This window comes from Streptomyces sp. NPDC058145, from assembly GCF_042884245.1.
Lineage (GTDB): Bacteria > Actinomycetota > Actinomycetes > Streptomycetales > Streptomycetaceae > Streptomyces.
The window spans coordinates 26,804-52,329 of the sequence record NZ_JBHVUH010000016.1; the positions used below are offsets into that span (position 1 = coordinate 26,804).

The 25,526-nt window shown below is 70.8% G+C and carries 19 protein-coding genes and 1 pseudogene; 9 read left to right on the forward strand and 11 right to left on the reverse strand.

The features are described 5' to 3' along the window. Window positions 1–14: 14 nt before the first annotated feature. Window positions 15–335, reverse strand: a pseudogene (locus tag ACFVVO_RS31235) (FAD-dependent oxidoreductase); the annotation flags it as partial. A 68-nt stretch (window positions 336–403) separates the two neighbouring features. Between ACFVVO_RS31235 and ACFVVO_RS31240 the strand changes: the two are divergent. Continuing rightward, window positions 404–1,036: a glyoxalase gene (locus tag ACFVVO_RS31240; RefSeq protein ID WP_390059405.1), complete on the forward strand. Its 633-nt coding sequence runs from the start codon at window positions 404–406 to the stop codon at window positions 1,034–1,036. A gap of 168 nt (window positions 1,037–1,204) precedes the next feature. Here the strand turns inward: ACFVVO_RS31240 and ACFVVO_RS31245 are convergent, their stop codons facing one another. Further along, on the reverse strand, window positions 1,205–1,375 hold the full coding sequence (locus ACFVVO_RS31245; RefSeq protein ID WP_199209256.1) for a hydrophobic protein: 171 nt from the start codon (window positions 1,373–1,375) through the stop codon (window positions 1,205–1,207). A 146-nt stretch (window positions 1,376–1,521) separates the two neighbouring features. After that, the gene (locus ACFVVO_RS31250) at window positions 1,522–2,790 is read right to left on the reverse strand and encodes a phosphatase PAP2 family protein (protein ID WP_390059406.1); all 1,269 of its coding nucleotides are present in this window, start codon (window positions 2,788–2,790) and stop codon (window positions 1,522–1,524) included. Between the two features lie 700 nt (window positions 2,791–3,490). Here ACFVVO_RS31250 and ACFVVO_RS31255 point away from each other — a divergent pair. The 4 genes from ACFVVO_RS31255 (at window position 3,491) to ACFVVO_RS31270 (ending at window position 7,941) form a co-directional block, all read left to right on the forward strand. Next, window positions 3,491–4,051: a toxin gene (locus ACFVVO_RS31255; protein WP_390059407.1), complete on the forward strand. Its 561-nt coding sequence runs from the start codon at window positions 3,491–3,493 to the stop codon at window positions 4,049–4,051. After that, entirely contained in the window at window positions 4,048–5,223 is a 1,176-nt protein-coding gene (locus ACFVVO_RS31260; RefSeq protein ID WP_390059408.1) for a hypothetical protein, read from the forward strand. Before ACFVVO_RS31255 ends, ACFVVO_RS31260 begins: the two co-directional genes overlap by 4 nt. A gap of 76 nt (window positions 5,224–5,299) precedes the next feature. Continuing rightward, on the forward strand, window positions 5,300–6,454 hold the full coding sequence (locus ACFVVO_RS31265) for an MAB_1171c family putative transporter (RefSeq protein ID WP_390059409.1): 1,155 nt from the start codon (window positions 5,300–5,302) through the stop codon (window positions 6,452–6,454). Window positions 6,455–6,486: 32 nt separating this feature from the next. Continuing rightward, window positions 6,487–7,941 (forward strand): FAD-dependent oxidoreductase, encoded by a 1,455-nt coding sequence (locus tag ACFVVO_RS31270; RefSeq protein ID WP_390059411.1) that lies wholly within the window; start codon window positions 6,487–6,489, stop codon window positions 7,939–7,941. Between the two features lie 46 nt (window positions 7,942–7,987). Here ACFVVO_RS31270 and ACFVVO_RS31275 read toward each other — a convergent pair whose 3' ends face one another. The 3 genes from ACFVVO_RS31275 to ctaD form a co-directional block, all read right to left on the reverse strand. Then, on the reverse strand, window positions 7,988–8,818 hold the full coding sequence (locus tag ACFVVO_RS31275) for an MBL fold metallo-hydrolase (protein WP_390059413.1): 831 nt from the start codon (window positions 8,816–8,818) through the stop codon (window positions 7,988–7,990). A 359-nt stretch (window positions 8,819–9,177) separates the two neighbouring features. Beyond that, window positions 9,178–9,555, reverse strand: a complete 378-nt coding sequence (locus ACFVVO_RS31280) for a hypothetical protein (protein WP_390059415.1) — start codon at window positions 9,553–9,555, stop codon at window positions 9,178–9,180. Further along, a complete protein-coding gene (gene ctaD / locus ACFVVO_RS31285; protein ID WP_390059417.1) occupies window positions 9,552–11,282 on the reverse strand; it encodes a cytochrome c oxidase subunit I in 1,731 nt (576 codons plus the stop codon). The genes ACFVVO_RS31280 and ctaD overlap by 4 nt, the downstream gene beginning before the upstream one ends. Window positions 11,283–11,617: 335 nt before the next feature. Between ctaD and ACFVVO_RS31290 the strand changes: the two genes are divergently transcribed. Beyond that, window positions 11,618–12,541, forward strand: a complete 924-nt coding sequence (locus tag ACFVVO_RS31290) for a YihY/virulence factor BrkB family protein (protein ID WP_390059419.1) — start codon at window positions 11,618–11,620, stop codon at window positions 12,539–12,541. A gap of 191 nt (window positions 12,542–12,732) precedes the next feature. On the opposite strand, the gene rox is transcribed toward ACFVVO_RS31290, so the two are convergent. Further along, window positions 12,733–14,160 carry a rifampin monooxygenase gene (gene rox, locus ACFVVO_RS31295; protein WP_390059611.1) on the reverse strand — a complete coding sequence of 476 codons (1,428 nt, stop codon included), beginning with the start codon at window positions 14,158–14,160 and terminating at the stop codon, window positions 12,733–12,735. Window positions 14,161–14,451: 291 nt separating this feature from the next. Between rox and ACFVVO_RS31300 the strand changes: the two genes are divergently transcribed. Then, window positions 14,452–16,800, forward strand: a complete 2,349-nt coding sequence (locus ACFVVO_RS31300) for a GH92 family glycosyl hydrolase (protein WP_390059420.1) — start codon at window positions 14,452–14,454, stop codon at window positions 16,798–16,800. Between the two features lie 53 nt (window positions 16,801–16,853). Here ACFVVO_RS31300 and lpdA read toward each other — a convergent pair whose 3' ends face one another. Both lpdA and ACFVVO_RS31310 read right to left on the reverse strand, forming a co-directional pair. Beyond that, window positions 16,854–18,266, reverse strand: coding sequence for a dihydrolipoyl dehydrogenase (gene lpdA / locus ACFVVO_RS31305; RefSeq protein WP_390059422.1), 1,413 nt, complete (start codon window positions 18,264–18,266; stop codon window positions 16,854–16,856). A 308-nt stretch (window positions 18,267–18,574) separates the two neighbouring features. Next, window positions 18,575–20,785 carry an FUSC family protein gene (locus ACFVVO_RS31310; protein ID WP_390059424.1) on the reverse strand — a complete coding sequence of 737 codons (2,211 nt, stop codon included), beginning with the start codon at window positions 20,783–20,785 and terminating at the stop codon, window positions 18,575–18,577. Window positions 20,786–21,119: 334 nt separating this feature from the next. On the opposite strand from ACFVVO_RS31310, the gene helR reads away from it, so the two are divergent. Together helR and ACFVVO_RS31320 are read left to right on the forward strand one after the other, a co-directional pair. Continuing rightward, window positions 21,120–23,267 (forward strand): RNA polymerase recycling motor ATPase HelR, encoded by a 2,148-nt coding sequence (gene helR, locus ACFVVO_RS31315; protein ID WP_390059612.1) that lies wholly within the window; start codon window positions 21,120–21,122, stop codon window positions 23,265–23,267. A gap of 165 nt (window positions 23,268–23,432) precedes the next feature. After that, window positions 23,433–23,648, forward strand: a complete 216-nt coding sequence (locus ACFVVO_RS31320; RefSeq protein WP_390059425.1) for a hypothetical protein — start codon at window positions 23,433–23,435, stop codon at window positions 23,646–23,648. Window positions 23,649–23,690: 42 nt separating this feature from the next. On the opposite strand, the gene ACFVVO_RS31325 is transcribed toward ACFVVO_RS31320, so the two are convergent. Both ACFVVO_RS31325 and ACFVVO_RS31330 read right to left on the reverse strand, forming a co-directional pair. Further along, window positions 23,691–24,617, reverse strand: coding sequence for a restriction endonuclease (locus tag ACFVVO_RS31325; RefSeq protein WP_390059426.1), 927 nt, complete (start codon window positions 24,615–24,617; stop codon window positions 23,691–23,693). A 173-nt stretch (window positions 24,618–24,790) separates the two neighbouring features. After that, window positions 24,791–25,480, reverse strand: a complete 690-nt coding sequence (locus tag ACFVVO_RS31330) for a DUF4352 domain-containing protein (RefSeq protein ID WP_390059427.1) — start codon at window positions 25,478–25,480, stop codon at window positions 24,791–24,793. Window positions 25,481–25,526: the final 46 nt, after the last annotated feature.

Sequence of the window (25,526 nt, forward strand, 5' to 3'; positions counted from 1 at the left end):
GCGCGGCGCGTCGATCACGCGCGCGTGAGGTCGCTCAGCACCTCCCGGGCGGCCCGGGTGCCCGACGGCAGCGCGCCCTGCACGGAACCGGTCGCCCGGTGGTCCCCGCAGACGTATCTGCCCGGCGCGAAGCGCGTCGTGCGGCTCAGCGGCCACGGCGGCCGCATCGCGGGCAGGGCTCCCTCCACGGTGTACGCGCCGACCTGCCGCCACTCGCCGGTGTCGGTGCCGTAGAGCTCGGCCAGGCGCCGGAGGACGGCTTGGCCCAGCTCCGGGCGGTCGGGGCCCAGCACGGAGGTGGAGATCAGCGCGGTGCCGGGCGGCGCGTACGTGGGCGTCGATGAGGCACATCGGTCAGTTTTCGAGAAGCCCCGGCGCCCGGGTTTTCCCTACCGTCGACGTCATGACCTCCATCGACTCCGTCACTCTTGAGGTGGCCGACGCCGCGGCCGCCGCCCGCTTCTACTCCACCGCCTTCGGGCTTGACTCCTCGCAGGTACGCCTGCGCGCCTGCGAGGAGCCGACGAGCGGCTTCCGCGGCTTCACGCTGTCCCTCGTGGTGTCCCAGCCGGGCAACGTCGACGCCCTCATCGGCGCGGCCCTCGGCGCAGGCGCCACCACCCTCAAGCCCGCCTCGAAGTCGCTGTGGGGCTACGGCGGCGTCGTCCAGGCCCCGGACGGCACGGTCTGGAAGATCGCCACGTCGGCGAAGAAGGACACCGGCCCGGCCGCCCGTGACTTCGACCAGCTCGTGCTCCTGCTGGGCGTCGAGGACGTGAAGGCCAGCAGGCGGTTCTATGTCGAGCGGGGCCTCACGGTGGGCAAGAGCTTCGGCGGCACGTACGTCGAGTTCGCCGCCGCCCCGGGATCCGTCAAGCCGGCTGTGTACAAGCGCCGCGCGCTCGCCAAGGACGCGGGGCTGCCCGCCGACGGCACCGGATCACACCGGCTCGTGCTCTCCGGCGCCGCCGGCCCGTTCAGCGACCCCGACGGTTTCGTCTGGGAGGCCACGGCCCCGCTGGCGGCCACCACGTGAGGCGGCTCCGCTCCGCGACGTGCGAGCGGGTAACCGCCTCCACCGCCGGTGTCACGCGTTGACGGTGGAGGCGGTTACCCGCTCGCACACGCACGTGGGGCCCGGCCGTTGCGGCCGGGCCCCGTCCACGGATCAGGTGTGGCGTGTTCTATGCGTCGGGATGCTCGTCTACCAGCGGTACCAGCGTCCCTTGCGGCCGCCGCTGCCCGCGGGCCGGACCACGAAGCCCAGCAGCCACACGACCAGAACGATCACCGCGATCCACCACAGCGCCTTCAGGGCGAAACCCGCGCCGAAGAGAATCAGGGCCAGCAGAAGAACCAGAAGCAGGGGAACCATAGTTATCAACCTCCTGGCCACCGAATGCCCTCGGTTCACCCTTACAAGCACACGAATATGGCTGGTTTTTTCCTCGGAATGAAGGGCATCTGCGCGGGTTGCGAGGTTTCCGGGGGCGGTCCGCGACCGGGCCGCCCCCGGCGGGCTCACGCTGGTTCGGGTTGCGGTTCGGGTTCCGGTTTCGGGACAGGTACCGGTACCGGGTCCCAGAGTTTGGTGGTGCGTACGTAACCGTGGATCACCGAGGCCATCGCCAGAATGAGAAGCGGTCCGAACACCCACGGATGCCTGGCCATTTCGACCGGCAGATAGCGATAGGAAACGAGAAGCGCGGCGAAGACCGCTGTGCCGTGGACGACGAGCTGGGTCCCCGCGCGGTCCCAGCCGCGTTCGAGGGAGCGCAGCGCCGCCTCGATGGTGAGCGTGAACACTACGCCGGCGACGAGATCCGCGCCGTAGTGGTAGCCGAATCCCAGGGTCGCGGTCAGCGTGGCGACCAGCCAGAAGGTGCCCGCGAAGCGCAGCACGCGCGGGCCCTTGCGGGAGTGCAGGAAAATCGCGGTGGCCCAGGCCGTGTGCAGGCTGGGCATGCAGTTGCGGGGGGTGATCCCGTCGAACGTCATGTGGTGCGGGCCGGTGATCGGCGTCGGGGTGTCCGGCCAGAGATTGGCCACCGCCCAGTGCCCGCCGTCGGCGCCGTAGGCGAAGACCGGTCCGACCACCGGGAAGATCATGTAGATGGCGGGGCCGAGGAGGCCGATGACCAGGAAGGTGCGCACCAGATGGTGGCGGGGGAAGCGGCGCTCGGCCGCCACGTTGCGGAGCTGGTACATCGTGACGACGACGACGGCGACCGCGAGCTGGGCGTAGACGTAGTCGAGCGCGTGGGCGCCGATCGGTCCCGTGGCCCGGACGAGCCGGCCCACCAGCCAGGACGGGTCGCCCAGCGCGTGGTCGGCGGTGGCCACGTACTGGTCGAGCACCACCGGGCGGGCCTTCGACGTGATGACCAGCCAGGTGTCGCCCGTCTTGCGGCCGGCCACGAGCAGCAGACCCAGCCCGACGCCCTTCAGCAGCAGGACACGATCCGGGCCGGTGCGGCGCGTGACGGCGATGACCGCACAGCCGAGGAGTACCCACAACGCACCGTTGCCGAAGGGGTGCCCTTCGGTCAGGTCTGCGCCCGCCGCCCACCGCACCAGCAGGATGACGGCGTCGATACCGATCGCGGTGCACATCGCGATGACCCGTTGCCGCCACGTGAGCACGACCATCATCAGCGCCATGCTGGCGTACAACAGGAAGCCTGATTTGGGCGGGAGTATCACCTCACGCACCTGATTGGTGATCGGTCCCGCCAGTCCGTAGTGGCGCGCCGCGATCTCGAGCGCGACAAGGAATCCGAGGGTCACCACACCGGCTGTGCCCCACAGGACGGTCCGCGGTTCACGCCACGGGACGGACTTGACTCTGCTGTTTATTCGCGAAAACACCCGCGATGATATAGGTATCAACTTTTTGGCCGATTTGTTGGTTTTCAGGTGAGTGCGTCGCTATTCGTGCCGGATGACATGTTCCGCCGGTGCGGAACGGGCGTTGAGGGCGCTCGTCTTGGGCCGGATCATGCTATCGGAGCGGTGCGGGTGGGTTTGAGCGATAAACGGCCGAGCTGGGGCCGGACTCCGACGCAGCCGGACGGGTCACTCCGCGTGGTGATCTCGTCGACCGACGTCACGGAGTGTCAACTGTCCCTGCGGAAACGAGCAGTCGAACCAGTGGATGACGCAGCAGATGCCGACACTGGCGAGCAGCGGGGGGACCTTATGGATACCCTCACGTCAGGCACGTTCCCTGATCCAAAGCTACGCGCCCGGGAGAAGACTCGGTGGCAGCAGACGATGCCGGCGCCCGACCGGCCGGAGCCCCGGAGCTCCTCCAGCATGCCTGCGAGCGTCGCGAGTTGCGCGACATACGCGTCGCACCCCTGATTCCCGCCGCCCCGTACGGCCCTGCCGCGGCCCGGGGCCCGGCATCGTCGCCGATCACCGTGGACGGCCGATGAGTTCTTCGGCCCGGCTTCGCCGGTGGCACAGGCTGCGCAGGCGCGACAGGGAGATGCGCCAGCTCGCCGCGACACTCATCGACCCCATCCGGGAGAGGTTGAGGGCCAGCACCGGCGCGGGCGAAGGCACGCCGGGTGAAGGGGCGATCCTGAATCCTGAGGACCTGTTCGAGGCCCTGGTCGAGTCCGCCAGGCAGTGGCGCGGCGACCGCGGCCTCGAGGTGCACCGTGTGCCCATCCCCCGCGAGTTCAAGGCGACGGGGATGTGGCTGGAGCGTGCCGACAGGGACGACGTCATCATCGAACAGGGCGCCGAGGTCTGGCACCAGGCGCAGATACTCGGTCACGAGTTGTGGCACATGCGGCAGCGGGAGGACTTCGCCGCGGAGCAGCCGGCCGCCGAGGGCTGCGGCCCCCTGGAATCAGGGCATGAGCACGGCGCCCAGCCGGCTGCCGCGCGTTCTCGTTTCGACGACGATCCCGAGATAGAGGCCGAGTTGTTCGGGATCCGGGTCGGCCAGCAGATGCGGGCGCTGATGCAGCGGGACGTGATCACCGGTGAGACGGCCCGCCGTATCGCCGACGCTCTCAACTATCGGGGAAACCGGAAATGAGCGGGGCGATAAATTACATCAGCTGCGGTCTGCTGTGGATCGGACTGCTGGCCAAGCTGCCGGATCTGATCCGGCATCGCAGCGAACTCTCCCAGCGTGCCATCAACGGGGTGCTGGCGTTCGCGTCGCTGTGCTTCCTCTTCGGGGCGCCTCCTTCGGTCGGGGTGATCAACCGGGTCAGCGGCGTGCCCAACCTGGCCGCCCCGCTCACCTACGTCTCGATCACCGCGTACAGTGCGTCGCTGCTGATCCTGATCGCATGCTGGCGTGGGGGCCCGACGGTGCGGCGGACGACGCGGCGCTGGATGTGCGGCTACGCGGCCGTTCTCGCCGGTATCGCCGCGCTGTTCGCGCTGGGGAAGGCACCGCAGGAGAGGCGCACCGACTTCGACACGTACTACGCGACGACGCCCTGGATCGCCGAGATGGTCGTCCTGTACCTGGTCGCGCACCTGACCGCCGTGACGGTCAGTGCCCTGTGGTCGCTGCGCTGGGGCTTCGAAGCGGAGGTGCGCAAGCGGCCCTGGCTGCGGGCCAGTCTGCTGACGATCGGCACCGGCACGGTGATCACCGCCGGGTACAGCGTCTCGAAGCTGATCGCCGTCGTCGCGCGGTGGTCGGGCCGGGACTGGTCGGTGCTCGCGACGTCCGTACCGCCCGTCTGCGCCGGTCTGGGGGCGCTGCTGACGGTGGCCGGGGTCCTGCTGCCGATGGCCGGCTACCACCTGTCGGCGTGGCGCGACTTCTTCCGGCTGGCGTCGCTGGACGCCGCGCTGGATCCGGTCCTCCGCGACCGCGCCCTGCGAGTGGAGCGGCCGTGCTCCCCCTTCCTGTGGGGCACCTGGCGCCGGAGCACCATCCTCAACGGCCTCCACGCGCTCGAAACGCTCTTCGACACACGGCTCTTCGACGAGGTCCACGACGCGGAGCTCACGAGGACGGGCGACCGGGAGAGAGCCGTCTCCACGGCGTGGGCCGCCACCATCGCGGCGGCCGCGCAGCGAAGTACCCAACCCGTACTCGAACCCGTCGGCGCGCCCACCCGGCTGTCGCACCCCCGCGACTCCGAGGCCCTGGTCCTGATCGCCGACGCACTGAAGAGATCCGCGCGTGTGACGCGGGCGACCGCCCACGTCGCCGGCGGGGCCGGACCGGCCCGGCCACGCGTGTGACGACGACCTCGACCATCCCCCCGCTCTCACCCATCCCCCCACACAGCAAGAGGACCTGAACGGAGTCCCCCACCCTATGAGTCTTGTCGTGTATACGGCGGCTTTCCTTCTGGCCCTGGCCGCCATGCTGCTGCGCCGACCACGCACGACTCCCCGCTCACCCCTGACCGTCGCCACCCGGGCCACCACGTTCCTCGCCGCCGTCTGCTTCGTCTGGTCGGCGCCGGTGACCCTCGCGGCGGTCAACCACGCCACCGGAATCCCCAATGTCGGCGCCCCGCTCACCTACGGCTCGATCTCCGCCTTCAGCTGCTCCCTGATCATCCTGCTGATCCACTGGAGAGGCGGGCCGCAGGAGCGGATACGGCGCATGGTCCGGATGACGGTCGCGGTCTACGGGACGCTCGTCGTCGCCATCGTCGTGCTGTTCGCCCTCGCGGACGCGCGCACGGAGCGGCTCACCGACCTGGACACCTACTACGCGAACACCCCGTACATGAGGGAGATGATCGCTCTCTACCTCGTGGGGCACCTGACGAGCACCATCGTGCTGAGTGCCGTGTGCCTGAAGTGGGCGCGTGACGAGGTCACCGGCCTGCTCCGGGTCGGTCTGAGGCTGATCCTCGCGGGCCTGCTGGTCGACACCCTGGGGTTCACCCTCACCAAGGTCACCGCGGTCGCCGCGCGCTGGCTCGGGTACGACCTGGACGTCCTGTCGACCACCGTGGCGCCCCCCGCCGCCGCTCTCGGTGCCCTGATCTACTCCGCCGGCTTCGTCCTGCCGCGCCTCGCGTCCGCCGCCGCGGCGGAGCGGCAGAGCCTGGCCACCTACCGCGCGCTGAAGCCCCTGTGGCCGGCGGTGAAGGACGTGGCCACCGCGCCGAGGGCGGAACCGACCTGGTGGCAGTTGTGGTGGCAACTGCCCAGCAACCGCCTCTACCTGCTCGAGGCGAACATCCGCGACGCCCTGCTGCAGCTCACGGCGCACTTCGACCAGCGGGTCGGCCACACCGCGTACGCGGCGGCCGTCCAGCGCGGCGAGCGGCAGGACAGGGCACGTGCCGCATCGGAGGAAGCGATGATCATGGACGGGTTACGCCGCGCGTCGGGCAAGGGCGCCGGCCCCGCCGATCCACCGGAGAAGTTCCGCATCACCATCGATCTGGTTGAGCTGGCGAACACCGTGCACCGCCTCCACAAGGCGGCGCCGGAGCGAATAGGCACCCAGTGACGCCGTTTCACGACCATTACGAGGAGAGCCCGTTGCCGCACAAAGCTGTCGTGATCGGAGCCGGCACGGCCGGACTGGTGGCCGCAGCAGCGCTGGTCCTGGCGGAACCCACGCTGCAGGTCCATGTGCTCGACCGGGACGAGCTGCCCCAAGGGCCCGAGAACCGGCGTGGTGTGCCCCAGGGACGGCACGCCCATCTGCTCATGGCCGGCGGCCTGTCCGCGATGGAGTCGCTGTTCCCCGTCAGCGTGCGCGACCGCCTTCTGCAGGCGGGGGCGCACGAGATCGCGCTCGGCAACGGGATGGTGGCCCTCACTCCGGACGGCGGCTGGTTCCACCGGTGGAAACGCAGCGGCCCGCACATGATCACCTGTACCCGCGCGCTGACCGACTGGGTCCTGCGGCAGATCCTCCTCGAGACCCGGGCCAACGTGACCGTCCATCAGGCGACCGTCGAGGGGTTCCTCGGCGACGCCCGGCGGGTCCGCGGCGTCCGGCTCGGCCAGGAGACGGACCACGGGCTGGGCGACGAGCTGGAAGCGGACATCGTCGTCGACGCGAGCGGCCGCGGCTCGGGCAGCCTCGCCTGGCTGGCCGGCATCGGCATCACCGGCGTCGAGGAGAAGAAGATCGACTCCGGTCTCACCAACGCCACCCGGATCTACCGGACCCCGGCGGGTGCCGAATCGTTCCCGCTGACCCTGGTGCAGGCCAACCCCTACAACGGCCGGCCCGGCCGCAGCGCCATGGTCCTGCCCATCGAAGGCAACCGGTGGATGGTCAGCGCGGCCGGCACCCGAGGCGGTGAACCGCCCCGCGACCCCGAGGGCTTCCTGCGCTACGCCCTCGCCCTGCCGCACCCCATCATCGGCCACCTCATCTCCGGCGCCGAGCCCCTCACCGACGTGGCGGTCAGCCGGGGTCACAGCACCGACAACAACCGCCGATACTTCGAGAAGGCCGACCAGTGGCCCGAGCGGCTGATCGTCCTCGGCGACGCGCTGGCGACCTTCAACCCCGCCTACGGGCAGGGCATGTCGGTGGCGGCGCTCGGCGCCCAGGTCCTGGCCCAGGAGCTCCAGCGGCACGGCCTCACCGGTACCGGCCTGTCCCGGCGCGTCCTGCGCGGTGCGGGCCGCCATGTCGACACGGCCTGGTCGACCGCCGTCGGAGTGGACGTCCTCTACCCGGGCGTCGTCGGCGCACAGCCGGGAGTCGCCGACCGGGTAGCCGCCTGGTACACGAACCGGCTGACCCGAGCCGCGACCGGGACCTACGAAGCGGCCTCGGCACTGTGGGACGTCACCAGCCTCACCGCGCCCGCCACCCGCGCGCTGCGGCCCAGGGCCCTGCTCGCGGCCCTGACCGGGCCGGCCCTCCCCCAGACGCTCGAGCCCCCGCTCCAGCCGTCGGAGCAGCGGATACTCGACCAGCTCACCAGCGCCGCACACCGGCCGCCCGCACACCGGTCCAGTCACACCTCATGACCGGCCCCACCCGCGCCGGGGCCGCCGCCCCACGGTCGTGGGGATCTCAACGGACGGTGTGCCGGTCGCCGCGGGGTGCCAATCGTGCATGCCGGCCGCGGGGGCAGTGCACGAGCCGCTCGTCGAGTCCCAGCCTGCGCGCCTCGGCCAGGAAGTCGTGCAGCGGGGAGCGGAAGACCGTGTAGTCGTCGTAGTGCACGGGCAGGACGTGCCGGTAGTCCAGGCGCCGGGCGAGCTCGGCCCCCTGGGCGCCGTCCATGGTGACCACGAAGCCCCCGGGGAGCTGGGTGCCGCCCAGGTGGAGTACGGCCAGGTCGGCGGTGGGGAAACGCCGGGCGATGTCTTCCAGACCGGCGTACAGCAGGGTGTCGCCCGAGAGGTACAGCCGCACCTGTACCGGGCCGTCGGCGGGGCCGAATTCCAGCATGCTGCCCATGACGGGCGGCAGCAGACCGCGCAGCACTGGCCGCAGGGCGTGGCGACCGGGCAGGGATGTCACACGGACCTGTGCGTCACCCCGCTCCAGGACGCAGCTTTCCCAGGTGCGAAGGCCGCCCGCCCTGCCGAACCCCTGAAAGGTACGCAGCCGGCGTGCGGCGTGCGGTGTGGTGACGATGGGCACCGACCGGTCCAGATGGCTCCTGGCCCGGCGGTCCCAGTGATCCCCGTGCAGGTGGGAGAGGACGACGCCGTCGAGGCGGGGCAGGTCCGCCGCATCCAGGGCCGGCTCGGTGAGCCGTCGGCTGACCAGCCCGTAGCCCAGATGTGCCCGCTCGCCGCGGTGCAGGAAGTTCGGGTCCGTCAGCAGCGTCAGGCCGCGGTATCGCAGCACGACCGTCGCGTTGCCGATGAAATGAAGATCAACCGCATCGTCCATGTCACCCATGACAGTCCTCACCCGACGAGCCGAGCCCGCCTGTCCCGTCCACACCCTGGTCCACTGGCCCCGGGTTCCCATCGCCTCCCTGGAGCACACGCCGGATCGGTGCCTTCCGTCCACGGCAGCGGGGGACGAACGCTTCGCGACGACGCCTCGGTATTCCGCCCGGCCGTACGATCGACCCATCACGATCACGTACGAGTGGCGGGGCGGCCTGGACAACGATTGCCTCGACGCACTGCACGCCGACGGCTTCGGTCGCGGCTTCGGGGAGACGGCAGCGGGACTGATCGCCCTGCGGCGCGGCGGCCGGGGAGGCATGCCTGCGACGATCCGTGGCCCCCGGTGCGGACAGGTCAGCGGGTGGCGTACCAGGCCAGGGTGTTCGCCGTGCCGGTGCAGGTGAGGATGAAGCAGGCGGTCACGGTGTGGCGTCGGATCAGGATTCGGCGCAGTTCGCGGTAGCGGGCCTCGTATTCGCCGCGCAGGCGTTTGGCACGGTCGGCCGTGGCCTGGAGTGCCTTGCGTGTCAGGTCGAGGCGTTGCTCGGTGTAGTGCTGGGTGAGGTCCTCGGCCTGGCCGGTGGTGAGCCAGGGCAGGCGGGCGCAGAGCGCCTCGGCCTCACGCTGGGCCTGCTCGAGTTCCGCGTGCAGGAGCAGGTAGCCCTCGACCTCGTTGGCGAGCGAGCCGTCCTGGCCGCCCCGGGGGGCGCCAGGACGGTTCGGCGATGTCACCGCTGGCCGCCCTCTGGCTCGGCCACGTCACGCCGGCCGACGTTGGCCTCGTGTTCGAGCTGGGCCACCTCGGGGTGATGCAGATCGAACGCCGGGGATTCGCTGCGGATCCGCGGCAGGGTGTAGAAGTTGTGCCGCGGCGGCGGGCAGGACGTCGCCCACTCCAGCGAACGGCCGTAGCCCCACGGGTCGTCCACGCCGACCGGCTTGCCATACCTGGCCGTCTTCCACACGTTGTAGAGGAACGGCAGCATCGACAGGCCCAGCAGGAACGAGCTGATGCTCGAGATCGTGTTCAGGGCGGTGAAGCCGTCGGCCGCCAGGTAGTCGGCGTAACGACGCGGCATGCCCTCGGCGCCCAGCCAGTGCTGGACCAGGAAGGTGCCGTGGAAGCCGACGAACAGCGTCCAGAAGGTGATCTTGCCCAGACGTTCGTCCAGCATCTTGCCCGTGAACTTCGGCCACCAGAAATGGAAGCCGGCGAACATCGCGAAGACGACCGTTCCGAAGACCACGTAGTGGAAGTGGGCCACCACGAAATAGGAGTCGGACACGTGGAAGTCCATGGGCGGTGACGCCAGGATGACGCCGGTCAGACCGCCGAAGAGGAAGGTGACGAGAAAGCCCGTCGCCCACAGCATCGGCGTCTCGAAGGACAAGGAGCCCTGCCAGATGGTGCCGATCCAGTTGAAGAACTTCACACCGGTCGGCACGGCGATCAGGAACGTCATGAAGGAGAAGAAGGGCAGGAGTACCGCACCGGTGACGAACATGTGGTGCGCCCACACCGTCACCGAGAGACCGGCGATCGAGATGGTGGCGGCCACGAGGCCCATGTAACCGAAGACCGGCTTGCGGGAGAACACCGGGAGGATCTCGGTGACGATGCCGAAGAACGGCAGAGCGATGATGTACACCTCTGGATGGCCGAAGAACCAGAAGAGGTGTTGCCACAGGATCGGGCCGCCGTTGGCCGGGTCGTACACGTGCGCACCGAAGATGCGGTCAGCGGCCAGCGCGAACAGCGCGGCGGCGAGCACCGGGAAGGCGAACAGGACCAGGACCGCGGTCAGCAGCACGTTCCACGTGAAGATCGGCAACCGGAACATGGTCATGCCCGGGGCGCGCATGCAGATGATCGTGGTGATGAAGTTGACCGCGCCGAGGATGGTGCCGAAACCGGAGAAGGCCAGACCCAGGATCCACAGGTTCGGACCCAGGCCCGGCGACCGGATCGCGTCCGACAAGGGGGTGTACGCGAACCAGCCGAAGTCGGCCGCCCCCTGCGGGGTGAGGAAACCGCCCACCGCGATGAGCGAGCCGAACAGGTAGAGCCAGTAGGCGAACATGTTCAGCCGTGGGAACGCCACGTCCGGGGCGCCGATCTGCAGCGGCATGATCCAGTTGGTGAACCCGGCGAACAGCGGAGTGGCGAACATCAGCAGCATCACGGTGCCGTGCATCGTGAAGAGCTGGTTGTACTGCTCTTTGGAGACGATCTGCAGGCCGGGCCGGGCCAGCTCGGCCCGGATGATCAGCGCCATCACCCCGCCGAACAGGAAGAACAGGAACGACGTCGACAGATACAGCGTGCCGATCGTCTTGTGGTCGGTGGTCGTCAGCCACCTGACCACCACATTGCCGGGCTGCTTGCGCCTGACCGGCAACTCGTTCTCGTACGAGTCCTCGGCTGCCGCTGCGCCGGGAGGTTCGTTGAGGATGCTCACAGGTTGGATGTCTCCCGATGTCGCGGTTCGCGTTGCCAGTCGGCCACCATCCTCGCCGCGACAAACGTGGGATATCGCCTTGACCGGCCGAATACGCGGCCAATGGAATGACATTCGCCCTCTAAGGGAGTATGTCCGCCGTACGCGCGTTGCCGTGAAAACGCGGTGGCCGCCCGGATTCCCGGGCATCGGACCAGGTCACCGAGGGCCTGCTGATAGCCTTCGGCGACCGTGACCAAGCAGGACAGGTCAGCGCACCCGGACCCTGGAAGAGAAGTTGACCTCGCGCACAGCAGTCATCCTGCGCTTCGGCCGCCGTTTCCTCCGGATGCCGCATGTCCGCTGACCTGCGCCCGGCCCGGCGACCAGGCCGCCTCCGCGGCGGCCTGAGCAGGCCGGCCCGCGACTGGTGGCCGGCCCTGCGCCGGACACCGGTGACGATGTGGAACGACGACCTCACCGACTACGCCGCCGCGCTGACCTACTACGCGATCCTGGCGGTCCTCCCGTCCCTGCTGGTCACCGTCCTCGCCTTCGGCCTGGTCAGCCCCAGCACGGCCGCGGAGTTCATCGCCCACGTCACGCACTACGCTCCCGGCCAGTCGGGCGCCGAACTCCACGGCGTGCTCGCCGGTGTGCTCAGGCGGCACTCCACGACCTGGACGCTGATGACGGCGGGCGCCGTCAGCGCACTGTGGTCGGCCTGCAGTTATCTGGCCGTCTTCCGCCGTGCCCTGCACGGCATGTACCGCATCCCCGACCGCCGCTCACCCTGGCGCAAGGCGCACCGCATCGTGGCGACCGCCCTGGTGCTGCTGGCTCTGCTCGTCGTCAGTGCCCTGGTGCTCATGCTGTCCGGGCCCGTGGCAGAGCTCCTCGGCCGCCTGCTGCGCCTGGGCGGCACCGCGCAGCTCATCTGGGGCATCGCCCGCTGGCCGCTGCTGCTGTGCCTGGTGGCGGTGCTGGTCGTCGTGGTCTTCCACACCGGGCCCGCACCGGCACGCCGAAGCCGCCACGCCCTGCCCGGCGGGGCCCTGGCCGCCGCGCTGTGGCTGACCGCCTCGGCCGGCTTCGCCCTGTACGCCGATGTGCTGGGCACCTACAGCCGGCTGTACGGGTCCCTCGCCGGCATCGTCGTCTTCCTCGTCTGGCTCTGGCTGTCCAACCTCGCGCTGCTCGCCGGCGCGCAGTTCACCGCCGAACTCCACAAGGCGCAGGCCACGGGCCCGCTCCCGGGCGGCGACGCCTCCCGCGTCTGAACGCCGCGCCCGATGAAGCGCACCGGTGCGGGGCACCCGGCGGCCGGACACGCGACCGATGCGCGGAGCGTGCGGTCTCGGATTACGCGGGGCCGAGGTGGGCCGACCGGCTCGAGTTCATCCACCACATGGCGGAGATGGCGCTGCTCCGCGACCTCTGGCGGAGCCGCTCCACCACCCCGGGCAGGGCGTCAGTCGCCGGCGGCGCCGAACCACTCGGGCAGGCGGCCGACCAGATCCCGCTGGTCCTCGCCGACCCAGGCCACGTGACCGTCGGGCCGCAGCAGTACCGCGGGGACGTCCAGTTCCTCGCTGACGTCGACGACATGGTCGACCCGGTCCGCCCACCCGGCGACCGACAGCCGGCCGGTCTGGTCGAGCAGCAGCCCGCGCCCCGCGTGCATCAGCGCGTACAGGCGGCCTCGCCTCAGTTGCACGTCCCGCAGCCGCCGGCCGAGCAGCCGATGTCCGTCACCGAAGTCGTAGCGGATCCCGATCGCGGTGATCTTCTCGATCAGGTGCCGGTTCACCTCCTCGAAGTCCATCAGTTCCGACATCAGCCGGCGCACCGCCCGGGCACCCGGCTCGGTGGACATCAGCTCCATCTGCGCGCGGGTGTTGTCCAGTACTTCGGCGGCCACCGGGTGCCGTTCGATGTGGTAGCTGTCCAGAAGCCCTTCCGGTGCCCAGCCGTTCACCTCGGCGGCGAGCTTCCAGCCGAGGTTGAAGGCGTCCTGGATGCCGAGGTTGAGGCCCTGTCCGCCGGTCGGCGGGTGGATGTGCGCGGCGTCGCCCGCAAGCAGCACCCGGCCGGTGCGGTAGCGCTCGGCCAGCCGGGTGGCGTCGCCGAAGCGGGAGAGCCGGCGCGGTGAGTGCACGCCGAAGTCGGTGCCGGCGAACACGCGCAGTTGCCGTCTGAAGTCCTCGATGGTCGGCGGGACCGAGCGGTTCTCGGCCACCCCGTCGGCGGGTACGACGACGCGGTACGCCCCGTCCCCGAGGGGCATCGCACCGAACCGCGTCTGTGTCCTGCGAACCTCGGCCACCACGGCGGCCAGCGTCTCTGGAGGTACCGCCACCTCCATCTCGCCCAGCAGGGTCTCGACCCTGGAGGGCTCGCCGGGGAAGCCGACGCGGAGCAGCTTGCGCACCGTGCTGCGGCCGCCGTCGCAGCCGACGAGATAGCGCGCGCGGAGCCTTGTGCCGTCGGCCAGTTCGGCGGTCACCCCGTCGTCGTCCTGGGTCAGCCCGACCAGTTCGCGGCCGCGCCGGATCTCGGTCCCCGCCTCGACGGCGCGCGCGTTCAGCAGGCGCTCGGTGACGGTCTGCGGGATGCCGAGGACGTAGGAGTGGGCGGTGTCCAGCCGGTCGGGCCAGGAGGTGCCCAGGCCGGCGAAGAAGCCGCCGGTCTCGAACTTCTGGCCGAGCGCCAGGAACCGCTCCAGCAGGCCGCGCTGGTCCATCACCTCGATGCTGCGCACGTGCAGACCGAGCGCTCGGACGAAGGTGGCCGGCTCCGGCTCCTTCTCCAGCACGAGCACCCGCACACCGTGCAGCCGTAGTTCGGCGGCCAGCATCAGGCCGGTCGGGCCGCCACCCGCGACGATCACGTCGGTCATCAAGTTCCCCATGTTTCCGCAGCTCCTGCCTTCGGCCGGGAATTCTGCAGCAGGACGGGGGCCTTGCCGCAAGGGCCCAGGTTCGCTATACGTTGAGAGTGGCAAGGAGCGGTATGACCTCCTTGCCTTTCCTTTTGCCGTCCCGCTGTGGACCGGCGACCTTCCCTGCCGCGGGGTGCGGACCGGAATCCGGCCTTCGTCGACACCCTTGACGCGTACACGTACAGCACAAAGAATGGGCGCGCTGTGCGATCTGACAACGTTGTCCAGACCGGGGAGGCGTACGCGCCCATGAGTGGGACCCATCCGCGCACGAGTTGGAGCCGACGCCTACGCGACGCGGGCACGGTGGTCGCGGCGGCCGCGCTGATCGGCGCCGCCCTCGCCGCGCCCACGGCCCAGGCGGCCGCCGTACCGGACGGCCAACTGACCGACCTCGTGAATCCGTTCATCGGCACCCAGAACGAGGGCAACACCTATCCGGGCGCGGCCGTGCCCTTCGGCATGGTGCAGCTGTCACCGGACACCGGGCACAACACCGGTTACGACTACGCCCAGAACCACATCCGGGGCTTCTCGCTCGTCCATCTCTCGGGCGTCGGCTGCGGCCTGGGGGGTGACCTGCCCGTCCTGCCGACCACCGGCGACGTCACATCGACCGACTACGCCGAGTACCAGGCCGAGTTCAGCCACGACGCGGAGCAGGCCAGCCCCGGCTACTACAAGGTCGGGCTGAAGACCGGCATCGACGCCGAGCTGACGGCGACCGCGCGCACCGGTGTGCAGCGCTACACCTTCCCCGCCACCGACAAGGCCAACGTCCTGCTCAACGCCGGTCAGTCGCTGCACCGGACCGTGTCCACCAAGGTCGAGGTCCTCGACGACCACACCGTGCGCACCGCGATCACCGGCAGCGGGTTCTGCCAGGACACCAAGCCGTACACGGTGTACACCATCACCCGGTTCGACCGCCCGTTCACCGCGTTCGGCACCTGGGACGGCTCCACGGTCAGCGACGGTTCGAAGAGCGGCCGGGACGGCGCGTACGTCCGCTTCGACACGAGCAAGGACCGGACCGTCGAGGCCACGACCGCCCTGTCGTACGTGGACGCCCACGGAGCCGCGCTCAACCTCCGTGCGGAGGGCGGGCGTTCGTTCCAGCAGGTCCGCGCCGCCGCCCGGCGTGCCTGGGAGGACCGGCTCGACGACGTACGCGTGCGGGGCGGGAGCGAGACCCTGCGGCGCACGTTCTACTCGTCGCTGTACCGGTCCTTCCTGGCCCCCAACATCGGCAGCGACACCGACGGCCGGTACACCGGCTGGGACCAGCGGATCCACCGCGCCCGGGACTTCACGTACTACCAGAACTGGTCCCTGTGGGACACCTACCGCACCCAGTCGCAGCTGCTTTCCCTGCTCGCGCCGCGTGAGGCGAGGGACATGGCGATATCGGTGATCCGGATCGACGAGGAAAGCGGCTGGCTGCCCAAGTGGGGCTACGGCACGGTCGAGACGAACATCATGACCGGCGACCCGGTCACCCCGTTCCTCACCAACGCCTACCAGCAGGGCCTGCTCAAGGGGTACGAGGACCGGGCCTACCGCGCCCTCAAGAAGAACGCCGACGGGGTGCCGCCGGCCGACTCGCCGGCGGTGGGCCGCGAGGCCAACAAGGAGTATATCGCGGACGGTTTCGCGCCCTACGTCAAGGGCCGCCCGCACGTGAAGCCGGGCGACTCGGACTACGACCACGGTGCCTCGGCGACGCTGGAGTACGCCCTGTCGGACGCGATGCTCGCCGAGATGGCACGCGACCTCGGACATGACGCGGACGCCGCGCGCTACGCGGCCCGGGCCCAGAACTACCGCCGGATCTTCGACTCCTCGACCGGCTTCTTCCGTGCGCGCGACGCCTCCGGCGCCTTCACCGGGCCGGCCGATCCGGCGCGGAGCGACGGGTTCCACGAGGGCACGTCCTGGCAGTACCAGTGGCTCGTGCCGCAGGACCTGCCGGGCATGGTCGGCCTGATCGGCGGCAAGCAGGCTGCCAACGAGCGGCTGGACTCCTTCTTCGCCTATGACAAGTTGGTGCAGGCCCCCGCGAAGACCGCACGCGAGGTGTGGGTGAACGGCCCGTACGACTACTACAACGCGGACAAGTACAACCCGCAGAACGAGCCCGACCTCATCGCCCCGTACACCTATCTCTCGACCGGTCAGCCGTGGAAGACCACCGATGTGGTGCATGCCGCGCTGACCCTCTTCACCGACACCCCGACCGGCATGACCGGCAACGACGACCTCGGCACCATGTCCGCGTGGAACGTGCTGTCGTCGATCGGTGTCTTCCCGGTACAGCCCGGCTATGACAGCTGGGGCCTGTCCACGCCCGTCTTCGAGCGTGTCGACCTCACGCTGGACCGCCGCTACTACCCACGCGGTTCGCTCACCGTGACGGCACCCGGTACCTCCGACGGCAGCCGCTACATCCAGTCGGCGCGCGTCGACGGCGCCCCCTACGGCCGCACCTATGTGACGACGCGTGAGCTGCGCGGCATGCGGTCGCTGGCGTTCACGGTCGGTGCCGAGCCGTCCGGGTGGGGGACGGACGCCCATGACGGGCCGCCGGCGCTCGACTGACCCATGAGGGACGGGCCGCGGCCACGATCGCCGGATCGTGGCCGCGGCCTCTCTCACATGTTGATCATGTGGCCGGCCAGGCCGTGCACGGCCTCCTTGACGGCCTCGCCCAGAGTCGGATGGGCGTGCACATTGCGCGCCACCTCATGGACCGTCAGATCCCACTGCTGAGCCAGGGTCAGCTCGGGCAGCAGCTCGGTGACGTCCGGGCCGATCAGGTGACCGCCGAGCAGCTCGCCGTACTTGGCGTCGCTGATCAGCTTCACGAAGCCCGTGGCGTCGCCGAGACCGTGCGACTTGCCGTTCGCGCTGAAAGGGAACTTGGCGACCTTGACCTCGTGACCCAGCTCGCGGGCCTGGGCCTCGGTGTAACCGAAGCTGGCGACCTGGGGCTGGCAGTAGGTCGCGCGCGGAATCATCGCGTAGTCGAGCTCCATGGTCTCCGCGTCGGCCAGGGTCTCGGCGGCGACGATGCCCATCGCCTCGGCGGCGTGCGCGAGCATCAGCTTTGCGGTGACGTCGCCGATGGCGAAGATGTGCGGAACGGAGGTGCGGCAGCGGCCGTCGACGTCGATCGCGCCGCGCTCGGTGACCCGTACGCCGGCCTTGTCCAGGCCGTAGCCCTCGATGTTCGGGGCGAAACCGATCGCCTGCAGGACCTTGTCGGCCTCCAGGACCTGCTGTGATCCGTCCTTGGCGGTGACGGTGACCCGCACCCGCGGGCCCGACTCGTCGATGGCGTCGACCCTGGTGGAGGTCAGCACGTCGATGCCCAGCTTGCGGTACTGGCGGGCGAGCTCCGCGGACACCTCGGCGTCCTCGAGCGGGGTCATGCGGTCCAGGAACTCGACGATGGTGACCTTCACGCCGTAGTTGTGCAGGACGTACGCGAACTCCACGCCGATCGCCCCGGCGCCGGCGATCACGATCGACTGGGGCAGTTCTTCGGCGAGGATCTGCTCCTCGTAGGTCACCACCCGGGAGGTGCGGCGGGTGCCGGGGAGCAGCTTGGGGGTGGCGCCGGTGGCGATGACGCAGTGGTCGAAGCCGATCGTGCGCGTCGAACCGTCGTAACCCGCCACCTCGAGCGTGTGCGGGTCGAGGAAGGTGCCGCGGCCGTCGAACTCCGTGATCCCGTTCTTCTTCATCAGGTAGTGGACGCCCTTGACGCGGCCGTCGGCGACCTTGCGGCTGCGGCGGAAGGCCTCGCCGAAGTCGAAGGACACCTGCCCGTCGACCTTGATGCCGAAGGTCTTCGCCTCGCGCGTGAAGATGTGCGCCAGCTCGGCGTTGCGCAGCAGCGCCTTGCTCGGGATGCATCCCACGTTCAGGCAGACACCGCCCCAGTACTTCTCCTCGACGACGGCGACGCGCTTGCCCAGCTGCGCGGCGCGGACAGCGGCGACGTAGCCGCCGGGTCCCGCTCCGAGGACCACTACGTCGAAGCGTTCGTCCAGCTCGGGCATGGGGGTTTCCCTTCCTGTGGAACGGTTTTGGCGACCGGATGTGGGTGCCCGGCCTCGAATGGATCATCCACGCGCCGGACCGGCTCCCGCAACCGCTTCTTTCCTGACCGGCCGCCGCCGTATCGGAACGCGGGCGGATTTCGCCAGTACTGCCATCGGAAAGGTTCACCGGCTCGCGACACCCGGCACGGCACCTCGCCGCGTTGTCGCATCACCCGAGTACATCCAGTACGCGGGCGGAAGCTCCGCCTTGCGACGCACCGCACCGGACGCCGCGGGCTTCCCGGCAATCCTTTCCGGCCACAGCACTATTCGCGGGCCCGTGCCGCGGTCATCGTCGTGGGCTCGGGTACGGGGCCGGCGCGCGGGATGCGGGCCAGGTCGGTCATCAGCGCGCTCAGCCACGAGACGGTCGCGTAGTACAGCCGGGGTGCGCCGGGCGGCTCCGCGGTGAGTCCCGCGAGGGCGGGGTCGAGGCGGGGCACCGGCGCGGCCGGGGTGTCGCTCCCGGGGTCGAGCGCAGCCGAGACGAGCAGCATCCGCCCGGCCACCCGGTCCCCGAGTCCGGCGGCCGACCCGGCGGCGGCCGGGCTCAGCGGGTCGGGCGGCGGTTCCAGCAGCCGTTCGGATCCCCACAGGGTGTGGTGCCCGGCGATGAGCGTGGCCTGCCAGTCCACCGTGGGCAGCGCCGCCCCTCTCCCCCGGCCTCCGAAGAGCGTCGGCTCGCTCTGGAACTGGGCGTACGCGGACTCGGCGAGGATGACCGCCTGGTGCAGCGAGCGGTGGCCGGAGACCGCGAGCGGTACGGCTGCCACCGGGCCACCGGCCGCCACGTCGGCGCTGGTGGCCACCACGATCTCGGCCGCCCTGCGCAGGAGTTCCGCCGCCGCGTGGCGCAGCTCGTCGTGGGCGCCGCGGGGCCAGGCGAGCAGCCCGAACACCGCGCCGATCGCGCTGCCGACCAGCACGTCCAGCAGGCGGACCTCGGCCAGCCGCCAGGTCGGCGGCGCGAGCTGGGCGAAGACCAGGGCCACGAGTACCGTGAACAGGCCCTGCGCCCAGCCGACGCCCTTGACCGGGCCCAGGGTGAAGGCGAGGAGCATCCACAGCGGGAGTACGGCGGCGTAGATCTCGGTGTGGGCGCCCACCAGGGTCAGCAGTCCGGCGGTCAGCAACGCCCCGGCCAGCGTCCCCCCGAGCGCCCGGCGGATGGTGCTCCAGGTCTCGTCCATGGTGGTCCGGGTGAGGGTGAGCGTGGCCAGCATCGCCCAGAATCCGTGGGGCAGCGTGTCCACGCCCGCGATGAGCCGGGCCGCGGTCAGGGCCAGGGCGATGCGCACCGCGTTCTGGAAGAACACCGACCGGCGCCCGGCATGGCCGCGCACCCGGTGCCACCACAGCCTCGGGGCCCGGATCGTGGCGTACCAGAAGCGGCCCGGCGGCACCGGCACCGATGCCCGGCGGCCCCGTACCGCGAGGTCGGCCGCCGTGGCCATGGCCAGCGCGGCGTCGGCGATCTCCAGTACGGCGGCGTGCCGGCGCAGTACGGCGGGCGGGAAAACCGGCCGGTGTGTGCCGCCGGTGGCGGCGGCCCCGGCGGACGCGGGGCCGCCGGACGTGGCCGACAGGTGTGCGCGGGCCGCGGCAAGTTCCTCGTAGGCGGCCACGGGCGCCGGCCCCGATCCGAGGCTGTTCGCGGTCCCGGTGGAGAGGCCCGCGACCGCGTGCAGGACCGCGGTCACCCGGGGGCCCTGATCGTCGCCGGGCGGGGTGGTCAGTTGTGCCAGCCGGCTGAGCAGGGTGCGGGTGGCAAGGCCGGTGTGGGCGAGGGCCCGGTCGCGCAGCCCCGGCCCGGCGGGACGCTCCGCCTCCGGCACGGTCAGGGGCCGCAGTGCCGCGCCGGCCTCCCGGGCTGCCCCGCTGTCCGTGCCGGTCAGGGCGTGCGGGGGTGCGGTCAGGAGGGTCGCGCAGTGGGCCGCGGTCCGTGCGGCGTGGGCGGCCCGCTCCCGGTACGACGGTGGCGGGGGCTCGGGGAGGAGCAGCGCCTCGGCGGCGATGAGCAGGGCCAGTCCCGTCGTCGTACCGATCAGGCGTTCGCCGAGCGAGCCGGGGTCGTACGGCGGGAAGGAGGGCAGGATGTAGAGCAGTTGCAGACCGGGAGCCGCGCCGGCCGGGCGGGGACCGCCCACGGCCGTGAAGGCCAGGGCGAAGCCCACGATCAGCATGCCGGCGACGGCGCTCCAGGTCCGCACCGACAGACAGGTGCCGACGATCACCAGCAGCCAGCACACCGGCAGCGCGCGCAGTCCCGTCGCGGCCCGCTGACGTCCGGTGCCGGGGATCTTGGACAGTCCGCCCAGCGCCACGGCGGAGAACAGGGCGTACGTCGCCGCGACGGGGAGGCCAAGGCCGTAGCGGAAGAGGAAGAACCCCGCCGCGGCGACCAGCGTCACGCGTACCGCTCGGCGGCCCGAGGCGGCGTAGGCCGCGGGAATCCGGCCGGCTGGGACACCACACACGCTTACAGAATCCCGCATCGTCCGGTACCCGGCACGCGCAGCGGCCAGGTGCCCGCGGGGAAGCGAGCAGCGCGCCGACCGGGAAAAAGAACGCGGGCAAAAAGAAAGGGAAAGGAGGTTTTCCACTCCTTTCCACTCTCAACTTATAGCGCACCAGGGGGCTTGCGGCAAGGCCCCCGTCGTACCGCACAATTGCCGGCCGAAGCCAGAACCTGCGGAAATACAGGAATCGCGAAGTACCTGCGGTGTTGTCGGCATTGGTGCGTGCAAGCACGTCGAACCGGTGCCGGCGCTCGCGGTGCGGTCGCGGTCCGGAATTGCGGAGCTGATCATCCTGAACCCTCTGACCACCAGTGCGTTCGACCTTCCCGACCGCCTTTCCGCGAAGGCCGACCCGCGGCTGATCGCCGACGACGAAAGGCATTTCGCGGCCGTCGCCGAGGCGCTCGCGCGGTCGATCGCCGAGGTCCGCGACCGCCTCGACGCCGAGCGCATGGCGCCCGGTGGCGCGGGCCGGCAGGCGATGGACCGGGACGCGGAGATCCATCGGCTGACCGCTCGGCTGCGCGCGCTGCGGCGCTTCGGTCTCGACCTGTGCCTGGGCCGCCTGGTCGGGACGGACAGCTCCCAGCCGGTGTACGTCGGACGGCTGGGCCTGACGGACAGCGCGGGGCGCCGGCTGCTGGTCGACTGGCGCTCCCCCGCGGCCGAGCCGTTCTTCGGAGCCACCCACGCCAACCCGATGGGGCTGGCGAGCCGCCGCAGGTACCGCTGGTCCGGCGGCCGGATCGGCGACTACTGGGACGAGGTGTTCGCCGCGGACGGATTCGCCGGGCACGCCGCGCTCGACGACCAGTCCGCCTTCGTGGCGAGCCTCGGCGGCAACCGGTCGGCACGGATGCGGGATGTGCTGGGCACCATCCAGGCCGACCAGGACGCCGTCATCAGGGCGGGATCGCGGGGTGCTCTCGTGGTCGACGGCGGTCCGGGTACGGGGAAGACCGTCGTCGCCCTGCACCGGTCCGCCTATCTGCTGTACTCCGACCCCCGCCTCGGGCACCGCCGGGGAGGCGTGCTGTTCGTCGGCCCGCACCGGCCCTATCTCGCCTACGTCTCCGACGTCCTGCCCAGCCTCGGCGAGGAGGGCGTGCGGACCTGCACCCTGCGGGACCTCGTGGCCGAGGGAGCGGAGGCGGGCACCGAGGCCGATCCGGACGTGGCCCGCCTGAAGTCGTCGACGGACATGGTGAAGGCGATCGAGACGGCCGTCAGGTTCTACGAGGAACCGCCGGCCGAGGAGATGACGATCACGACCCCCTGGTCCGACGTCCGGCTGGGCGCCGACGACTGGGCCGTGGCGTTCGAGTCGGCGGATCCCGGCACCCCGCACAACGAGGCCCGTGATCAGGTCTGGGCGGAACTGCTCACGATCCTGGTGGACAAGCACGACGGCGACGCCCCTACCGAGGCGCTGCGCACCGCACTGGCCCGGGACAGGGACCTGCTCACCGCGTTCGGCCGCGCCTGGCCGCTGCTCGAGGCGGCCGACCTCGTCGCGGACCTGTGGTCGGTCCCCGCCTACCTGCGGTTGTGCGCGCCCTGGCTGAGCCGCGAGGAGGTCCGCAAGCTGCGGCGCGCGGACGCCCGGGCCTGGACGCTGTCCGACCTGCCACTCCTGGACGCGGCACGGCAGCGGCTCGGCGACCCGGAGGCCTCGCGGCGCAGGCGCCGGCAGGAGGCCGCCCTCGCCGTTCAGAGCGCACGCATGGCGCAGGTCGTCGACAGCCTGATCGAGGCCGATGACGACGGCGAGGGCCTGGTGACACAGCTGCGCCGGGCGGACCTGCGGCGGAACCTGGTCGACGAGTCCGAGCTGCCCGTCACCGAACCCGACCTGCTCGCGGGGCCGTTCGCGCACGTCGTGGTGGACGAGGCCCAGGAACTGACCGACGCGCAGTGGCAGATGCTGCTGCTGCGGTGCCCGTCCCGCAGTTTCACCATCGTCGGGGACCGCGCCCAGGCCCGGCACGGGTTCACGGAGTCGTGGCGGGAACGGCTCGAGCGGATCGGGCTCGACCGGATCGAGCGGGCCTCGTTGAGCATCAACTACCGCACGCCGCAGGAGATCATGACCGTGGCCGAGCCGGTCATCCGGGCCGTGCTGCCGGACGCCAATGTGCCGGTCTCCGTCCGCAGCACCGGGGTCCCGGTCGTGCACGGACCGAGGGCGGACCTGAACGCGGTCCTCGACACCTGGCTCGCCGCCCACGCCGACGGCATCGCCTGTGTCATCGGGGTTCCGGCCTTCCGGGCGACGTCCCGGGTGCGGTCGCTGACCCCGGAGCTGGCGAAGGGGCTCGAGTTCGACCTGGTCGTCCTGGTCGACCCGGCGGAGTTCGGCGACGGGGTCGAAGGCGCCGTGGACCGCTATGTCGCGATGACCCGGGCGACCGGACAGCTTGTAGTCCTCACGAGTCCCTGACCCGGGCCGCCGCCGAAACGGGCCGGCGGCGGGAAGGCTCCATGGCGGGGCGGGCCGGCGGCGGGGCCATCAGGGTGGTCGCAGGCCGTGTCGGGCGGCCGGCGCCGAACCCGTTGGCCATGCTGGAGCGCGAGCTGCCCCTTCCCGGCGAACAAGGAGCACGGTATGCCGACGGACCCGGTGGGACGTTTCCTCGCGGCCCTGGACCCGGAGCACCGGGAGGCCGTGGCCGCCAGGCCCCGCGAGGAACAGGAGCGGCTCGCGGCGGCCTGGGAACGGGAGCTGGAGTCGGACACCGAACTCGACACCCTCGACGAGCTGTCCCCGCCGGCCGCGGAGGCCGAGGCGGCCCGTCGCGTCCTGGAGTCCGGAACCGGCTAGTGGAGGTGCCCTCGGCACCACGGTGTGCTCCGCCGCCGCCCCTCAGACGCCGGGTTCCGCGAGATCCCAGGGGCAGGGTCCGGTGCCGTCGGACCAGGCACTCAGCTCCGCGCCGTTGACGCACAGGATCCCGCACTGCTGGGCGTACTCGAGGGCCGGTGCCGTGAAGTCGCTCGTCGTGACGACCACCGCTATGTCCGCCTCGTGGACGGTGAAGCAGGTACCGCCGAAGCGCTGCATGTCCTGCGAGCCGACCTTGTTGGTGTCGCAGTAGCGCTTGCACTGGATGACCACGCGCCGGCCGTCCGGGGTGACCGCGGTGACGTCCGCGCCCAAGTCGCCCGCGCCGCCCACCACTTCCACCTGCCGGCAGTCGTCACGTGCGCACAGGTCGGCTATGGCCTGTTCGAAGGCGTCGGGGTCGAGCTCGGCGTGATCGACCACGTCGTCGAGAGGGACGGTCGCCTCGTCACCACCGAGCCCGAGCGGCCCAGTGCCGGGGTACGTGGCTTCCGGACCAGGGCTGCCGGCCTCGCTCGGTACGCCGGCCGGTGCGGTCGGCGCCACCGCCACGTCCACCGACTCGACCGGAGCCGGGATCAGGGACGGGGCCGGAGACGGGGCCGGGGACGGGGCCGGGGCCGGGGACGGGGCCGGGGCCGGGGCGCGCAGTGTGTCGGAGGCCGTCTCGGCCGCCACCTCCAGCGTCTCCGCGGCACGGCGCGCGCATCTCGCGACGGACAGACGCCGCCACCGGGACCTGCACATCAGCGCCGCCGCGAAACTCACCATGGCCAGTGAACAGGCCCAGAGCGGACGGCGTTCGACGATGTCGACCGCGGTGCGGGCGACGAAGGTCATGACGCACAGAATGATCGCGAGCAGCCCGAAGAACAGGGCGGTCGTACGCAGGTCGAAGCGCCGCCGGTCACGGTCGGCGGGGCGGAACGGGCGCGCGGGGACGGTCATGCTGGGCTTCCCTCCGGGAGAGCGACGACGAAGATCACCCGGCTACGCGTGCCCAAGATCGTCAACTTCAACGGTGGTTGAGATCCACCCGGCCGGAACGCCATGTCCTCGTGTCGTCAGAGCCGCATCCACGGCGAGCCGCGCCGCGCGTCGCCGTGGATGCGGTCGCCGGGTCAGGAGACGTCGGCGCGGATCGGGTCACCGATGAGGTTCTCCGTGTACGTCACGTACTTCGCCGTGAAGGCACCCTTGCCGGTGACGGTGCCGGAGATGTTCTCGCCCGGGGCCAGGTCGACCGTGTCGATCTGGTTGTCGTCCATGCCGAGTTCGGCGGTGTGCTTGGTGCCGTGGGTGTCGGTGACGGAGAAGTAGAGCGGGTTGACGCTGAGCTTCTCGTCGCCGTTGTTGGTGATGGTGATCGACACGCTGGTGTAGTCGCTGCCGTCGGCGAGGATGCTCTTGGAGAAGGCGGCCTTCTTGGCCGTGATCTTCACCGGTGCCGCCTTCGCGGCCGGCTCGGCGTCCTTCGACGCGCCCCCCTTGGAGGTGCCGGCCTTCTCGGACGCCGCGGCAGCCGGGGCGCCGCCCTTGCCGGAGCCGGCCTTGTCGTCGCTCTTGCCGTCGCCACCGCCGATGATCGCGCCGATGATACCGATCACGACGAAGAGGGCGACGATGCCGAGGCAGCCGAACCCGATGATCTTGCCCGCGCCGGGCTTCTTCGGTGTCTGGGGCGGGGGCGTGCCCCAGCCCTGCTGCGGGCCTCCGTAGCCGGGCTGGTTCTGCGGGCCTCCGTAGCCGGGCTGGTTCTGCGGGCCTCCGTAGCCGGGCTGCTCGGGCTGAGGGTACTGCTGCTGGCTCATGGTCTGTCCCGATGATTCGCGCTGTGTGTCTTGCGCGTGTGTGACT

Bases quoted from the DNA above. Each gene is read 5' to 3' on its own strand.
- ACFVVO_RS31265 (WP_390059409.1), top strand. From the start codon at position 5,300: ATGAGTCTTGTCGTGTATACGGCGGCTTTCCTTCTGGCCCTGGCCGCC.
- lpdA (WP_390059422.1), bottom strand. From the start codon at position 18,266: ATGCCCGAGCTGGACGAACGCTTCGACGTAGTGGTCCTCGGAGCGGGA.
- ACFVVO_RS31245 (WP_199209256.1), bottom strand. From the start codon at position 1,375: ATGGTTCCCCTGCTTCTGGTTCTTCTGCTGGCCCTGATTCTCTTCGGC.
- ACFVVO_RS31330 (WP_390059427.1), bottom strand. From the start codon at position 25,480: ATGAGCCAGCAGCAGTACCCTCAGCCCGAGCAGCCCGGCTACGGAGGC.
- ACFVVO_RS31255 (WP_390059407.1), top strand. From the start codon at position 3,491: ATGCGCCAGCTCGCCGCGACACTCATCGACCCCATCCGGGAGAGGTTG.
- ACFVVO_RS31240 (WP_390059405.1), top strand. From the start codon at position 404: ATGACCTCCATCGACTCCGTCACTCTTGAGGTGGCCGACGCCGCGGCC.
- ACFVVO_RS31275 (WP_390059413.1), bottom strand. From the start codon at position 8,818: ATGGACGATGCGGTTGATCTTCATTTCATCGGCAACGCGACGGTCGTG.
- ACFVVO_RS31320 (WP_390059425.1), top strand. From the start codon at position 23,433: ATGCCGACGGACCCGGTGGGACGTTTCCTCGCGGCCCTGGACCCGGAG.
- ACFVVO_RS31300 (WP_390059420.1), top strand. From the start codon at position 14,452: ATGAGTGGGACCCATCCGCGCACGAGTTGGAGCCGACGCCTACGCGAC.
- ACFVVO_RS31290 (WP_390059419.1), top strand. From the start codon at position 11,618: ATGTCCGCTGACCTGCGCCCGGCCCGGCGACCAGGCCGCCTCCGCGGC.
- ACFVVO_RS31260 (WP_390059408.1), top strand. From the start codon at position 4,048: ATGAGCGGGGCGATAAATTACATCAGCTGCGGTCTGCTGTGGATCGGA.
- rox (WP_390059611.1), bottom strand. From the start codon at position 14,160: ATGACCGACGTGATCGTCGCGGGTGGCGGCCCGACCGGCCTGATGCTG.
- ACFVVO_RS31325 (WP_390059426.1), bottom strand. From the start codon at position 24,617: ATGACCGTCCCCGCGCGCCCGTTCCGCCCCGCCGACCGTGACCGGCGG.